Annotated in this window: 14 protein-coding genes; all 14 read right to left on the bottom strand. The window is 63.5% G+C overall.

Annotation, left to right across the window (positions count from 1 at the left end; genetic code table 11):
- Positions 1-12 precede the first annotated feature (12 nt).
- The 14 genes from rplP to rpoC all read right to left on the bottom strand — a co-directional run bounded on the left by rplP (position 13) and on the right by rpoC (position 14021).
- Positions 13-426, bottom strand: a complete 414-nt coding sequence (rplP, locus tag AC0IXR_RS20470) for a 50S ribosomal protein L16 (protein WP_056251136.1) — start codon at positions 424-426, stop codon at positions 13-15.
- A 49-nt stretch (positions 427-475) separates the two neighbouring features.
- Entirely contained in the window at positions 476-1216 is a 741-nt protein-coding gene (gene rpsC / locus AC0IXR_RS20465) for a 30S ribosomal protein S3 (RefSeq protein WP_471761933.1), read from the bottom strand.
- Positions 1217-1226: 10 nt separating this feature from the next.
- Positions 1227-1613: a 50S ribosomal protein L22 gene (rplV, locus tag AC0IXR_RS20460; RefSeq protein WP_018044224.1), complete on the bottom strand. Its 387-nt coding sequence runs from the start codon at positions 1611-1613 to the stop codon at positions 1227-1229.
- A 1-nt stretch (position 1614) separates the two neighbouring features.
- Positions 1615-1893, bottom strand: a complete 279-nt coding sequence (gene rpsS / locus AC0IXR_RS20455) for a 30S ribosomal protein S19 (RefSeq protein ID WP_018044225.1) — start codon at positions 1891-1893, stop codon at positions 1615-1617.
- A 5-nt stretch (positions 1894-1898) separates the two neighbouring features.
- Positions 1899-2735 carry a 50S ribosomal protein L2 gene (gene rplB / locus AC0IXR_RS20450; protein WP_056427361.1) on the bottom strand — a complete coding sequence of 279 codons (837 nt, stop codon included), beginning with the start codon at positions 2733-2735 and terminating at the stop codon, positions 1899-1901.
- Positions 2736-2760: 25 nt separating this feature from the next.
- Positions 2761-3057, bottom strand: a complete 297-nt coding sequence (locus tag AC0IXR_RS20445; protein WP_018044227.1) for a 50S ribosomal protein L23 — start codon at positions 3055-3057, stop codon at positions 2761-2763.
- On the bottom strand, positions 3054-3674 hold the full coding sequence (gene rplD, locus AC0IXR_RS20440) for a 50S ribosomal protein L4 (RefSeq protein ID WP_471761932.1): 621 nt from the start codon (positions 3672-3674) through the stop codon (positions 3054-3056). The genes AC0IXR_RS20445 and rplD overlap by 4 nt, the downstream gene beginning before the upstream one ends.
- Positions 3674-4417 carry a 50S ribosomal protein L3 gene (gene rplC / locus AC0IXR_RS20435; protein ID WP_018044229.1) on the bottom strand — a complete coding sequence of 248 codons (744 nt, stop codon included), beginning with the start codon at positions 4415-4417 and terminating at the stop codon, positions 3674-3676. Before rplC ends, rplD begins: the two co-directional genes overlap by 1 nt.
- 50 nt (positions 4418-4467) lie before the next feature.
- A complete protein-coding gene (gene rpsJ, locus AC0IXR_RS20430) occupies positions 4468-4776 on the bottom strand; it encodes a 30S ribosomal protein S10 (RefSeq protein ID WP_018044230.1) in 309 nt (102 codons plus the stop codon).
- Positions 4777-4861: 85 nt separating this feature from the next.
- Positions 4862-6052, bottom strand: coding sequence for an elongation factor Tu (gene tuf, locus AC0IXR_RS20425; protein ID WP_207412100.1), 1191 nt, complete (start codon positions 6050-6052; stop codon positions 4862-4864).
- Positions 6053-6115: 63 nt separating this feature from the next.
- Positions 6116-8191 (bottom strand): elongation factor G, encoded by a 2076-nt coding sequence (fusA, locus tag AC0IXR_RS20420; RefSeq protein WP_018044232.1) that lies wholly within the window; start codon positions 8189-8191, stop codon positions 6116-6118.
- Between the two features lie 30 nt (positions 8192-8221).
- Positions 8222-8692, bottom strand: coding sequence for a 30S ribosomal protein S7 (rpsG, locus tag AC0IXR_RS20415; RefSeq protein WP_018044233.1), 471 nt, complete (start codon positions 8690-8692; stop codon positions 8222-8224).
- Positions 8693-8791: 99 nt separating this feature from the next.
- Positions 8792-9163 (bottom strand): 30S ribosomal protein S12, encoded by a 372-nt coding sequence (rpsL, locus tag AC0IXR_RS20410; protein ID WP_018044234.1) that lies wholly within the window; start codon positions 9161-9163, stop codon positions 8792-8794.
- 649 nt (positions 9164-9812) lie between these two features.
- On the bottom strand, positions 9813-14021 hold the full coding sequence (gene rpoC, locus AC0IXR_RS20405) for a DNA-directed RNA polymerase subunit beta' (protein ID WP_056429692.1): 4209 nt from the start codon (positions 14019-14021) through the stop codon (positions 9813-9815).
- Positions 14022-14168: the final 147 nt, after the last annotated feature.

The following is a 14168-nucleotide window of genomic DNA, read 5'->3' as shown; positions in this document are numbered from 1 at the left end:
GATCCCCTCCCCTTAGTCAGCGATGCGCTGAACGACGCGCGTGCGGATCGGGAGCTTCGCCGCACCGAGGCGAAGAGCCTCTTTGGCGATGTCCTCGGCGACGCCGTCGACTTCGAACATGATACGTCCGGGATGCACGCGGGCAGCCCAGAACTCGGGTGCACCCTTACCGGAGCCCATGCGGACTTCGGTGGGCTTTGCCGTGACCGGGACGTCCGGGAAGATCCGGATCCACACACGGCCCTGACGCTTCATCTCACGGGTGATCGCGCGGCGGGCCGCCTCGATCTGACGTGCGGTGACGCGCTCGGGCTCCACGGCCTTGAGGCCGAAGGTCCCGAAATTGAGGTCGAAGCCGCCCTTGGCCGCACCGTGGATGCGACCCTTGAACTGCTTACGAAACCTGGTCTTCTTGGGTTGCAACATGGCAGCCTCTCAACACCTTCTATGGCTAACGGGCGTACGCGATCACGTTTTAAGCGTGTTCGCGCCGGCCGCGCTCGCGGCCACCATCGCCATCGCGCTCGCGACGTCCGCCCGAACGGCCGCCTTCTTCCTGAGCGCGCTTGTCCTGCGCCATCGGGTCGTGCTCGAGGATTTCGCCCTTGAACACCCACACCTTGATTCCGCACGTCCCGTAGGTCGTGAAGGCGGTCGCCACGCCGTAATCGACATCCGCGCGCAGGGTATGCAGCGGGACACGACCTTCGCGGTACCATTCCTGACGAGCGATCTCAGCGCCGCCGAGACGACCCGAGCAATTGATCCGGATGCCTTCGGCACCGAGACGCATGGCCGATTGCACGGCGCGCTTCATGGCACGACGGAAGGCGACACGGCGCTCGAGCTGCTGGGCAATCGAATCGGCCACCAGGGTGGCGTCGATCTCGGGCTTGCGCACCTCGACGATGTTGATCGTCACGTCGGCCTTGGTCAGGGTGCCGACGAGCTTGCGCAGCTTCTCGATATCCGCGCCCTTCTTGCCGATCACCACGCCGGGACGACCCGAGTGAATGGTGACGCGGCACTTCCGGTGCGGACGCTCGATGACGATCTTGGAAACAGCAGCCTGTTTCAGCTGCTTCATGAGGGCGGCGCGGATGGCGACGTCCTCGTGCATGAGCTTGGCGTATTCACCCTTCTGGGCGAACCAGCGGGAGTCCCAGGTCCGGTTGATACCGAGCCGCAGACCGATCGGATTGACTTTCTGGCCCATCAGGTCCTCCTCACGCCGCTTCGGCGGTCGGGACTTCGCGCACCACGATGGTGAGGTTCGCGAAGGGCTTCAGGATGCGGGCGCCGCGGCCACGTGCACGAGCATGGAAACGCTTGAGCACGAGTGCCTTGCCGACGAAGGCCTCGGAGACGACGAGATCGTCGACATCGAGGTCATGGTTGTTCTCGGCATTGGCGATGGCGCTCTCGAGGCACTTCTTGACCTCGCGGGCGATCCGCTTGCGGGAGAATTCCAGGTCGGCCAAAGCCGACTCGACCTTCTTACCGCGGATGAGTTGCGCAACGAGATTGAGCTTCTGAGGACTCACGCGCAGCATGCGCGCGACGGCCTTCGCTTCGTTCTCCGGGAGCGCGCGGGGGGTGGCTTGCTTGCCCATCTCAGCGCCTCTTCGCCTTCTTGTCGGCTGCGTGGCCGTGGAAGGTACGGGTCGGCGAGAACTCGCCGAACTTATGACCGACCATCTCCTCGGACACATAGACCGGGATATGCTTCTGTCCGTTGTGCACACCGAAGGTGAGCCCGACGAACTGCGGCAGGATCGTGGAGCGACGGCTCCAGATCTTGATGACTTCGTTGCGGCTGGATCCGCGAGCGGTCTCAGCCTTCTTGAGGAGGTAGCCGTCGATGAACGGCCCCTTCCAGAGCGAGCGTGCCATGAGGGTTACTTCTTGCGGTTGTGACGGCTGGCGAGAATGAAGACATCGGTCCGCTTGTTGGAGCGGGTCTTCTTTCCCTTGGTGGGCACGCCCCAGGGCGTGACCGGATTACGGCCGCCCGAGGTACGACCCTCACCACCGCCGTGCGGGTGATCGACCGGGTTCATGGCAACGCCGCGAACGTGCGGGCGCTTGCCGAGCCAGCGGTTGCGACCGGCTTTGCCGAGCGAGATGTTCATGTGGTCCGGGTTCGACACCGCACCGATGCTGGCGAAGCACTGACCGTGAACCAGGCGCTGCTCACCCGAATTCAGGCGCAGCGTGACATAGCCTTGGTCGCGCCCGACGATCTGAGCGTAGTTGCCGGCGGAACGGGCAATCGCGCCGCCCTTGCCGATCTTCAGCTCGATGTTGTGGACGATGGTGCCCACCGGCATGTTGCCAACCGGACCGGCATTGCCCGGCTTCACGTCGACCTGTTCGGCCGCGATCACCGTGTCGCCCGGCGACAGACGTTGGGGAGCCAGGATGTAGCTCTGCACGCCGTCCGGATAGGTGATGAGCGCGATGAACGCCGTACGGTTGGGATCGTACTCGATCCGCTCCACCGTCGCGGCGACGCCGAGCTGCTCGCGCCGCTTGAAATCGACGTTGCGCAGGGTGCGCTTGTGACCACCGCCGCGGAAGCGGACGGTGATGCGACCGAGGTTGTTGCGACCGCCCGAGGACGACTTGCCCTCGGTGAGCTTCTTGACCGGCTTGCCCTTGTAGAGCTCACGGCGGTCGACGAGCACGAGCTGGCGAAGGCTCGGCGTGACCGGTTTGAATGTCTTCAAGGCCATCGGCTTGATCCTAACGCTTTTCGTGTCAGAGCCCGGTCGTGACGTCGATCGTTTCACCCTCGGCAAGGGTCACGATCGCTTTCTTCACGTCCGAACGCTGTCCGCGAAGCCCGCGGAAAATCTTCTTCTTGCCCTTGGTGACGAGCGTGTTCACGCCCGTCACCTTGACGTCGAACAGCTTCTCGACCGCCTCTTTGATCTGCGGCTTGGTAGCCTTCGGGGAGACCCGGAAGACGACCTTGTTCTGCTCGGTGAGGTTCGTCGCCTTCTCGGTGATGACCGGGGAGACGATGATGTCGTAGTGGCGCGGATCGGCACTCATTTGAATCGCGCCTCCAGCGCATCGATCGCTGCGCGCGTCAGCACGAGCTTGTCGCGACGCAGGATGTCGTAGACGTTGATGCCCTGGACCGGCAGGACGTCGATCTGCGGGATGTTGCGGGCGGCGCGACCAAAGTTCACGTCGACCTCAGCACCGCTGATGATCAGCGCGCTGGACAGGCCCATCTTCTCGAAACGCTCGACCAGGTTCCGGGTCTTGCCGTCGGCGAGCGTCACGTCGTCCACGATGATCAGGGTCTCGGCCTTGACCTTCGCCGAGAGGGCGTGGCGAAGAGCGAGGGCACGCACCTTCTTCGGAAGATCATGAGCATGGCTGCGCACTATCGGGCCGAAGGCACGTCCACCGCCGCGGAACTGCGGAGCGGAGGCAGCGCCGTGACGAGCGTTACCGGTGCCCTTCTGCTTGTACAGCTTCTTGCGCGTCCGGTTGACGTCCGAGCGGTTCTTGACCGCATGGGTGCCGGCCTGACGCTTGGCGAGCTGCCAGCGCACCATGCGCTGGAGAAGGTCGGCGCGGGGCTCGAGACCGAAGATGGTCTCGTCCAGGTCGATGGACCCGGCGCCGTCGCCGTCGAGAGTGGTGATATCGAGCTTCATCACGCGTTCTCCTCGGAAGCGGGAGCCTCGGGAGCCGGAGCTTCGGTGGCGGGAGCAGCGGAAGAACCGTTCTCACGGAACTTGCCGGGCTGCGGCACGTCGGCGGGAAGCTTACGCTTCACCGCGTCGCGGATCTGGATCCAGCCGCCGGCGACACCGGGGACGGCGCCTTCGACGAGGATGAGGCCACGCTCGGGATCCGTGCGCACGACGCGCAGGTTCTGGGTCGTGACCCGGTCGACGCCCATGTGACCGGGCATCTTCTTGTTCTTGAAGGTCTTGCCCGGATCCTGGCGGCCACCGGTCGAACCGATCGAACGGTGCGAGATGGACACGCCGTGGGTGGCGCGCAGACCACCGAAGTTCCAGCGCTTCATACCACCGGCGAAGCCCTTACCCGTGGTCGTGCCCGTCACGTCGACGAACTGGCCGGGGATGAAGTGATCGGCGGTGATCTCGGCGCCGACCGGGATCAACGCGTCCTCGGACACGCGGAACTCGGCGAGCTTCTGCTTGGGCTCGACCTTGGCGACCGCGAACCGGCCGCGCTCGGCAGCCGACACGTTCTTCACCTTGGCCTTGCCAACGCCGACCTGAAGGGCGACGTAGCCATTCTTCTCGACGGTACGGTGGGCTACCACCTGACATTGATCGATTTTAAGCACTGTCACGGGGACATGTTCGCCAGCATCCGTAAAGATGCGGGTCATGCCGACCTTCTGTGCAATGACGCCTGAGCGCATAGGTGTCTCCCTCGCGCGATTCTACGGTAAGCTCTAAATCCCCGCGGGACTTAGAGCTTGATCTCCACGTCCACGCCGGCGGCGAGGTCGAGCTTCATCAGCGCGTCCACGGTCTGCGGCGTCGGATCGACGATATCGAGGACGCGCTTGTGGGTGCGCATCTCGAACTGCTCGCGCGACTTCTTGTCGATGTGCGGCGAGCGGTTGACGGTGAACTTCTCGATATGCGTCGGCAGCGGGATCGGACCACGAATGGTCGCGCCGGTGCGCTTGGCCGTCGACACGATCTCGCGGGTCGAGGCATCGAGGATGCGATGATCGAACGCCTTGAGGCGAATGCGGATATTCTGACCGTTCATGACCTGAAACCTTGGCGGGACTTAATAAGGGGCGGGCGCGAGGACCCGCCCCTCTGTCGATCCCAGCAGACTGAGCGTACCGAACTTAATCGTTGATGGCTGCGACGACGCCTGCGCCGACGGTGCGACCGCCTTCGCGGATGGCGAAGCGGAGCTTCTCTTCCATGGCGACGGGGACGATGAGGGTGACGTCCATGGTGACGCTGTCACCGGGCATCACCATCTCGGTGCCCTCGGGCAGTTCGCAGACACCGGTCACGTCGGTGGTGCGGAAGTAGAACTGGGGCCGGTAGTTGGTGAAGAACGGGGTGTGGCGACCGCCCTCCTCCTTGGTGAGGATGTAGGCTTCGGCCTTGAACTTGGTGTGGGGCTTGACCGAGCCCGGCTTGCACACGACCTGGCCGCGCTCGACGTCTTCACGCTTGGTGCCGCGCAGGAGCACGCCGACATTGTCGCCGGCCTGGCCCTGGTCGAGCAGCTTGCGGAACATCTCGACGCCCGTGACCGTGGTGGTCTGGGTGTCGCGGATGCCGACGATCTCCACGGTCTCGCCGACCTTGACGATGCCGCGCTCGACGCGACCCGTCACCACGGTGCCGCGGCCCGAGATCGAGAACACGTCCTCGATCGGCATCAGGAACGGCTTGTCGATCGGACGCTCCGGCTGCGGGATGTAGGCATCCACGCTCGCCATCAGGGCCAGCACGGCGTCATGGCCGACGGCCTTGTCGCCGTTGTCGAGAGCCACCTTGGCCGAACCCTTGGTGATCGGGATGTCGTCGCCGGGGAAGTCGTACTTGGAGAGGAGCTCGCGCACCTCCATCTCGACGAGCTCGAGGAGCTCCTCGTCGTCGACGAGGTCGACCTTGTTGAGGAACACCACCAGCGCCGGCACGCCGACCTGACGGGCGAGCAGGATATGCTCGCGGGTCTGGGGCATCGGGCCGTCGGCGGCCGACACGACCAGGATCGCGCCGTCCATCTGCGCCGCACCCGTGATCATGTTCTTCACGTAATCGGCGTGGCCGGGGCAATCGACGTGGGCGTAGTGACGGTTGGCCGTCTCGTACTCGACGTGAGCCGTCGAGATCGTGATGCCGCGCGCCTTCTCCTCGGGGGCCTTGTCGATCTGGTCGTAGGCTGTGAACGTCGCGCCACCCGACTCCGCCAGGACCTTCGTGATCGCAGCCGTCAGCGACGTCTTGCCGTGGTCAACGTGACCAATCGTGCCAATGTTGCAGTGCGGCTTGGTGCGGGCAAATTTCTCTTTGGCCATCGTAGCCTCCGTAATCTCAGTGTTTCAGGTGATGCTGCTGCGGTCCGGAAAAGGCGGGAAGCCTTAAGCGTACTTCGCGACGACCTTCTCGGCCTCGCCGCGCGGCACCTCTTCGTAATGGTCAAACTGCATCGTGAAGTTCGCGCGGCCCTGGGAGAAGGAGCGCAGCTGGTTCACGTAGCCGAACATGTTGGCAAGCGGCACCATCGCGTTGATGACGTTCGCATTGCCGCGCATGTCCTGGCCCTGGATCTGGCCACGGCGGGAATTCAGATCGCCGATCACCGAACCGGTATATTCTTCCGGCGAGACGACCTCGACCTTCATGACCGGCTCGAGCAGGACCGATCCGCCCTTCTGGAGAGCTTCACGGAGCGCCGCACGAGAGGCGATTTCGAAGGCCAGGGCCGACGAGTCGACATCGTGATAGGCGCCGTCGATCAGCTCGACCTTGATGTCCACGACCGGGAAGCCGGCGAGGATGCCGGCGCCGAGCACCGAGTTGAGACCCTTTTCGACGCCCGGGATGTATTCCTTGGGCACCGTGCCGCCGATGATCTTCGAGGAGAACTCGAAGCCCTTACCCGGCTCGTTCGGCTCGACCACAAACTTCACCCGAGCGAACTGACCGGTACCACCGGTCTGCTTCTTGTGGGTGTAGTCGATCTCGGTGCGCTTCGTGAGCTTCTCACGATACGCCACCTGCGGCTGGCCGATGTTCGCGTCGACCATGTAGGTACGGCGCAGGATGTCGACCTTGATGTCGAGGTGGAGCTCGCCCATCCCGCGAAGGATGGTCTGTCCCGATTCCTGGTCCGTGGAAACGCGGAAGGACGGATCCTCAGCAGCGAGCTTGGCAAGAGCGATGCCCAGCTTCTCCTGATCGGCCTTGGACTTCGGCTCCACCGCGATCTCGATGACGGGCTCAGGGAACTCCATCTTCTCGAGGATGACGGCGTCCTTCGGGTCGCACAGCGTATCGCCGGTACGAGTTTCCTTGAGACCAGCCAGAGCCACGATGTCGCCGGTGAAGGCTTCCTTCACGTCTTCGCGGTTGTTGGCGTGCATGAGAAGCATGCGGCCGACACGCTCCTTCTTGTCGCGCGACGAGTTGATGACGTTGGCGCCAGACTCGACCTTGCCCGAATAGACACGGCAGAACGTGATCGTGCCGACATGCGGGTCGTCCATGATCTTGAACGCCAGCATCGAGAAAGGATCGCTGTCGGACGGATGACGAACGGTCTCTTCTTCGGTCTTGAAGTCGAGGCCCTTGATCTCGCCGCGATCGGCGGGAGACGGAAGGTAGTCGACGACGGCGTCGAGCAGGGGCTGAACGCCCTTGTTCTTGAAGGCCGAGCCACAGAGCACGGGGTGGAAGGCGCGACGCTGGACTGCGGTGCGCACGAGGCGATGCATCGTCTCGGCATCCGGCTCGACACCGTCGAGATAGGCCGACATGGCATCGTCATCCATCTCGACGCAGGCTTCGACGAGCTTGATCCGGTATTCGGCAGCCTGATCGGCGAGGTCGGCCGGGATCTCGGTCTCCGAGAAATCCGCACCGAGCTTCTCAGACGTCCAGACGATGGCCTTCATCTTGATCAGGTCGATGACGCCCTTGAAGGTCGTCTCGGCGCCGATCGGAAGCTGGAGGCAAACGGGCTTTCCGGCGACGCGGTCGATGATGTCGGCGACGCATTTGAAGAAGTCGGCGCCGATCTTGTCCATCTTGTTGACGAATACGACACGCGGAACGTCGTACTTGTCAGCCTGACGCCAGACGGTCTCGGTCTGGGGCTCGACGCCCTGGTTGCCGTCGAGCACGCAAACGGCGCCGTCGAGGACGCGCAGCGAGCGCTCCACTTCGATGGTGAAGTCCACGTGGCCGGGGGTGTCGATGATGTTGAGGCGCTTGTCGCGCCAGAAGCAGGTGGTCGCAGCGGAGGTGATCGTGATGCCGCGCTCCTGCTCCTGCGTCATCCAATCCATCGTCGCGGCGCCGTCATGGACTTCGCCGATCTTATGGGACTTACCGGTGTAGTAGAGGATCCGCTCAGTGGTCGTGGTTTTTCCAGCATCAATGTGAGCCATGATGCCGAAATTACGGTAGTCCTCGATCGCATGCGTGCGGGGCATCGGATTGCTCCTGAAAGGGTCCGGGGCCGCTTACCAGCGGTAGTGCGAGAAGGCGCGGTTGGCTTCAGCCATCCGGTGCGTGTCTTCCCGCTTCTTGACCGCGTTGCCACGGTTATTCGCGGCATCGAGGAGTTCGGCCGAGAGGCGCTCGACCATGGTGCGGTCGTTGCGGCCACGGGCGGCCTGGATGAGCCAACGGATCGCCAGAGCCTGACGACGCTCGGTACGGACTTCGACGGGGACCTGGTAGGTCGCGCCGCCGACGCGACGGGACCGCACTTCGATCGCCGGAGCGACGTTCTCGAGAGCGGCGCGGAAAACCTCGATCGGGTTCGCACGAGCGCGGTTCTCGACGATGTCGAACGCGCCGTACACGATGCCCTCGGCGATCGACTTCTTGCCCTCGTACATGATGGAATTCATGAACTTGGTGAGCACGATGTCGCCGTACTTGGCGTCCGGGATGATCTCACGCTTTTCAGCAGAATGGCGGCGGGACATCGCTCGCTCCGTCTATAAATCAAGGTCTTGAAACCACCCCGCGCAGGCCGCCTGAACCTCGTCGAGGTCGGCGACATCCTTACGGGATGAGCGAAATTCTTACTTCGGACGCTTGGCGCCGTACTTGGAGCGGCGCTGCTTACGACCCTTGACGCCCTGCGTGTCGAGCACGCCGCGCAGGATGTGGTAGCGAACGCCGGGAAGATCCTTCACGCGGCCGCCGCGGATCATGACCACGGAGTGCTCTTGAAGGTTGTGACCTTCGCCGGGGATGTACCCGATGACTTCGAAACCGTTGGTCAGACGGACCTTGGCGACCTTACGGAGAGCCGAGTTCGGCTTCTTCGGCGTCGTCGTGTAGACGCGGGTGCAAACGCCACGCTTCTGCGGGCAAGCGTCGAGCGCCGGCACCTTGTTGCGGCTCTTCTGCGCTTTACGCGGCTGAGCGATCAGCTGGTTGATCGTCGGCATACTCTGCCCTCTTCATCCGGACCGCTTAGGCGCGATCCCATGTTCGGCTTCACGATGCAGCCCGTTTCCGAGCTGTCGCGGATCTCGATAAGAAGATCCGCAAAACGAATATGCGCCATGGATCGGTGAGGACCCGTGGCGCGTGTTCGGCAGAGGATCACGCCTTACGACGCGCTCGTACCTACTGATCTGACAAGGACGTCAGTCGATGTGAGTGCCGGAACCGGATTAACGATTGTCTTTCGGCCCGAGGGCCGCGACTCGCTATGTCCTGCTGTTGTGCCGGAGTGGCGTGCTTCTATGCGGGGGACGGCGGAACGTCAATCCCGAAGCGCGATAAAGTTTGGTCTGACCGGCGGTTAACGCCCGATTATTATATGGTTTTGGAGTTCTGCGCCAGGACGAGGCGATCCAGGGCGGTGTCACGGTCTCGGATCAACCTGCCGATCAGCTTGGCGGAGTCCTGGATGGCGGTCACGTGCGGTGGATGGGTTCTGGTGGGCTGTCGGATGAGGCCGCACAGATGCTGCGATTCGTTGAGGTGCGGCCGGTACCGGGGAGTTCTCTCCGGTCCGAAGGCGGTGTCGCGAAATAAGAAGGGGCGGCCATCGCTGGCCGCCCCTTGTCTCGTTTGAAGGCTACGCGGAGATCACTCAGCGGCCGGCGGCAGCTCGCTGAGGGGCTGGGCGCCACTCTCGGCGGCCTTCTGCTGAAGGATCATGGCATCGCGACGCCGCGCCACGGCGCGGATGTCGGCTGCCATGGAGCCCGTACCGGCCGGAATGAGCGATCCGACGATGACGTTCTCCTTGAGACCCTCGAGATGGTCGATCTTGCCGTTGACGGCCGCCTCGGTGAGCACGCGGGTGGTTTCCTGGAACGAGGCCGCCGAGATGAACGACTTCGTCTGCAGGGACGCCTTGGTGATGCCGAGCAACACCGGCACACCCACGACGGGCTTCTTGTTCTCGGCAAGCAGCTTCTCGTTGATGTCCGCGAGTTCCGTCCGGTCGATCTGGTCGCCCGTCAGGATCTCCGAATCGCCGCCATCGGTGATTTCCACCTTCTGCAGCATCTGACGGACGATCACCTCGATGTGCTTGTCGTTGATGGACACGCCCTGGAGCCGGTAGACCTCCTGGATCTCGTTGACGAGGTAGGCAGCGAGTTCCTCCACGCCCTTGATCGCCAGGATGTCGTGCGGCGCCGGGTTGCCGTCGACGATGTAGTCGCCGAGCTCCACGACGTCGCCGTCTTGGAGGTGGATGTGCTTGCCCTTCGGGATCAGGTACTCGACCGCATCCGAACCGTCATGCGGAGTCAGCGTCAGGCGACGCTTGTTCTTGTAGTCGCGCCCGAACTGAATCGTGCCCGACTTCTCCGCGATGATCGCCGCGTCCTTCGGACGACGGGCCTCGAACAGCTCTGCCACCCGCGGCAGACCGCCGGTGATGTCGCGGGTCTTGGCCGAGTCGGTAGAGACACGAGCGAGGATGTCGCCGGCCTTCACCGTGCCGCCCGGGTCGTAGCCGATGATGGCGTCGACCGGAAGGAAGTAGCGGGCGTCCGAGCCGCGCGGCAGCTTCATCGGCTTGCCGTCCTGGTCGAGGACCAGCATGGCAGGCTTGAGGTCTGCCGTACGGGCCGTACCACGCCAGTCGATGACGACGCGCTTGGCGATGCCGGTCGATTCGTCGGTGGTCTCGGTGATCGACTGGCCGTCGATCAGATCCTCGTAGGCCACGATACCGTCGGTCTCGGTGATGATCGGACGGGTATAGGGGTCCCACTCGGCGATGCGCTGGCCACGCTTGACCTTGTCGCCCTCGTCGACCCGCAGACGTGCGCCGTATTGCAGGCGGTGGACCGCGCGTTCCGCTCCATCGGTTCCGACGATGACCACAGCCACGTTACGACCGGTGGCGATGAGATCGCCGTCGGTGTTGCGGGCGAGGGCACGGTTGCGGATCTTGATCGTGCCTTCGAAGCTCGACTCGATGAAGGACGAATCCGCGATCTGCGCCGCACCGCCGATGTGGAAGGTACGCATGGTGAGCTGGGTGCCAGGCTCGCCGATGGACTGCGCCGCAATGACGCCGACGGCCTCGCCCATGTTGACGGGCGTTCCACGGGCGAGATCGCGTCCGTAGCAGGTGGCGCAGACGCCGCTCTTGGTGGCGCAGACGAGCACCGAGCGGATCTTCACCTCCTGGATACCGGCCGCCTGGATGGCGGGCAGGTGCTTCTCCTCGATCGTCTCGTTGGTCTTGACGATGACCGTACCGTCCTGCGCCACGAGATCTTCGGCCGTGGCGCGGCCGAGGATGCGGATCGAGAGCGGAGCCACGACCTGGCCGGCATCGACGATGGCGCGCATCTTGATGCCGTTGGTGGTGCCGCAATCGACCTCACGAATGACGGCGTCCTGGGCCACGTCGACGAGGCGGCGGGTCAGGTAACCGGAATTCGCGGTCTTCAAGGCGGTGTCGGCGAGGCCCTTACGGGCTCCGTGCGTCGAGTTGAAGTACTCGAGAACGTCCAGGCCTTCCTTGAAGTTCGAGATGATCGGGGTCTCGATGATCTCGCCCGAGGGCTTGGCCATGAGTCCACGCATCGCGGCGAGCTGCTTCATCTGCGCCGGCGAACCACGGGCACCGGAATGGCTCATCATGTAGATCGAGTTGATCTGCTTGTCGGCGCCGTTCTCGTCCTTTTGCACGGTGGAGATGCGCAGCATCATCTCGGCGGCGAGCTTGTCCGAGCACTTGGCCCAGGCATCCACCACCTTGTTGTACTTCTCGCCCTGAGTGATCAGGCCGTCATTGTACTGCTGCTCGTAGTCCTTCACCAGCGCGCGGGTGTCGTCCACGATCGGCCACTTGTTGTCCGGCACGACCATGTCGTCCTTGCCGAACGAAATGCCGGCCTTGAACGCGTGGTTGAAGCCGAGCGCCATGATGCGATCACAGAAGATCACCGATTCCTTCTGACCGCAGTGGCGGTAGACGGTGTCGATCATCGCGGAGATCTCCTTCTTCGTCATCAGCTTGTTGACGACGTCGTAGGGGACCTTCTTGTGCAGCGGCAGGGCCGTGGACAGGATCACGCGACCGGGTGTCGTGTCGTAGGTCTGGGTCAGCGGCTCGCCATCGGGGCCGATGCCGTTCCACCGCCAGCGGATCTTCGAGTGCAGCTTCACGGTGTTGGCCGCGAGTGCGTGCTCGAGCTCGCCGATGGTGCCGAAGACACCCTGCATCGGGTTCTTCTTGTTGGTCGGGTCGAAGGCGCCGATGGCGCCCTCGGCGACGATCGACAGGTAGTACAGGCCGAGCACGATATCCTGCGACGGCACGATGATCGGCTGACCGTTTGCCGGGTGCAGGATGTTGTTGGTCGACATCATCAACACGCGCGCTTCGAGCTGGGCTTCCAGCGAGAGCGGGACGTGGACGGCCATCTGGTCGCCGTCGAAGTCGGCGTTGAAGGCCGCGCAGACGAGCGGGTGAAGCTGGATCGCCTTACCCTCGATCAGCTTGGGCTCGAACGCCTGGATGCCGAGGCGGTGGAGCGTCGGCGCGCGGTTCAGCATCACCGGGTGTTCGCGGATCACCTCGTCGAGGATATCCCAGACCTCCGGCTTCTCCTTTTCGACGAGCTTCTTGGCCTGCTTGACGGTGGCCGAGAAACCCTTGGCGTCGAGGCGCGCGTAGATGAAGGGCTTGAACAGCTCCAAGGCCATCTTCTTCGGCAGGCCGCACTGGTGCAGCTTGAGCTCCGGGCCCACCACGATGACCGATCGGCCGGAATAGTCGACGCGCTTGCCGAGCAGGTTCTGGCGGAAACGGCCCTGCTTGCCCTTGAGCATGTCGGCGAGCGACTTCAGCGGACGCTTGTTGGCACCCGTGATGACGCGACCGCGACGGCCGTTGTCGAACAGCGCGTCCACCGCCTCCTGAAGCATGCGCTTCTCGTTGCGGATGATGATGTCGGGCGCACGCAGTTCGATCAGCCGCTTCAGGCGGTTGTTGCGGTTGATGACGCGACGGTAGAGGTCGTTCAGATCGGACGTGGCGAAGCGGCCGCCGTCCAGGGGGACGAGCGGGCGCAGGTCCGGCGGGATCACCGGAACGACGGTGAGGATCATCCATTCGGGCTTGTTGCCCGACATCTGGAAGGCCTCGATGATCTTCAGGCGCTTGAGAAGCTTCTTGGGCTTCAGCTCGGAGGTCGTGGTGGCGATTTCCTCGCGGAGCGAGTTCGCGATTCCGTCGAGGTCGAGCTCCTGGAGAATGCGCCGGATGGCCTCGGCGCCGATCATGGCGGTGAACGAGTCCTCGCCGTACTCTTCCTGGGCGCGCAGGTACTCTTCCTCGGAGAGGAGCTGACGCTCCTTGAGGGGGGTGAGGCCCGGCTCGATGACGCAGTAGGATTCGAAGTAGAGGATGCGCTCGAGGTCCTTGAGCGCCATGTCGAGCAGCAGCCCGATGCGGCTCGGCAGCGACTTCAGGAACCAGATATGGGCGACGGGCGCGGCCAGCTCGATATGGCCCATGCGGTCACGCCGGACGCGCGCGAGAGTGACCTCGACGCCGCACTTCTCACAGATGACGCCCTTGTACTTCATGCGCTTGTACTTGCCGCACAAGCACTCGTAATCCTTGATCGGTCCAAAGATGCGCGCGCAGAACAAGCCGTCACGCTCGGGCTTGAACGTACGGTAGTTGATCGTCTCGGGCTTCTTGATCTCGCCGAAGGACCACGAAAGGATCTTTTCGGGTGAGGAGATCGAAATCTTGATCTGGTCGAAGCTCTGAGGCTGAGCCTGCTGGTTGAAAAGATTCATGACCTCTTGGTTCATGATCTGCTCCTGAGCTGACGGGCTGCACCCTCCGCCGAGGGGATGACCACGTGCTGAAATCGATGAGGCGCTGCGACCGGCCGGGTCGCCGCTGGCCTTCGTCCGTCGAGAGGCGCTTCCCCTCCCCGCTCGAACCGCGCCGGCTCA

It is taken from the genome of Methylobacterium sp. AC832, from assembly GCF_979256025.1.
This window is presented reverse-complemented; position numbering and strand designations above follow the sequence as displayed.

Excerpts from the sequence above, each read along its gene's own strand:
- rplP (WP_056251136.1), bottom strand. The coding sequence starts at position 426 with ATGTTGCAACCCAAGAAGACCAGGTTTCGTAAGCAGTTCAAGGGTCGC.
- rpsC (WP_471761933.1), bottom strand. The coding sequence starts at position 1,216 with ATGGGCCAGAAAGTCAATCCGATCGGTCTGCGGCTCGGTATCAACCGG.
- rplV (WP_018044224.1), bottom strand. The coding sequence starts at position 1,613 with ATGGGCAAGCAAGCCACCCCCCGCGCGCTCCCGGAGAACGAAGCGAAG.
- rpsS (WP_018044225.1), bottom strand. The coding sequence starts at position 1,893 with ATGGCACGCTCGCTCTGGAAGGGGCCGTTCATCGACGGCTACCTCCTC.
- rplB (WP_056427361.1), bottom strand. The coding sequence starts at position 2,735 with ATGGCCTTGAAGACATTCAAACCGGTCACGCCGAGCCTTCGCCAGCTC.
- AC0IXR_RS20445 (WP_018044227.1), bottom strand. The coding sequence starts at position 3,057 with ATGAGTGCCGATCCGCGCCACTACGACATCATCGTCTCCCCGGTCATC.
- rplD (WP_471761932.1), bottom strand. The coding sequence starts at position 3,674 with ATGAAGCTCGATATCACCACTCTCGACGGCGACGGCGCCGGGTCCATC.
- rplC (WP_018044229.1), bottom strand. The coding sequence starts at position 4,417 with ATGCGCTCAGGCGTCATTGCACAGAAGGTCGGCATGACCCGCATCTTT.
- rpsJ (WP_018044230.1), bottom strand. The coding sequence starts at position 4,776 with ATGAACGGTCAGAATATCCGCATTCGCCTCAAGGCGTTCGATCATCGC.
- tuf (WP_207412100.1), bottom strand. The coding sequence starts at position 6,052 with ATGGCCAAAGAGAAATTTGCCCGCACCAAGCCGCACTGCAACATTGGC.
- fusA (WP_018044232.1), bottom strand. The coding sequence starts at position 8,191 with ATGCCCCGCACGCATGCGATCGAGGACTACCGTAATTTCGGCATCATG.
- rpsG (WP_018044233.1), bottom strand. The coding sequence starts at position 8,692 with ATGTCCCGCCGCCATTCTGCTGAAAAGCGTGAGATCATCCCGGACGCC.
- rpsL (WP_018044234.1), bottom strand. The coding sequence starts at position 9,163 with ATGCCGACGATCAACCAGCTGATCGCTCAGCCGCGTAAAGCGCAGAAG.
- rpoC (WP_056429692.1), bottom strand. The coding sequence starts at position 14,021 with ATGAACCAAGAGGTCATGAATCTTTTCAACCAGCAGGCTCAGCCTCAG.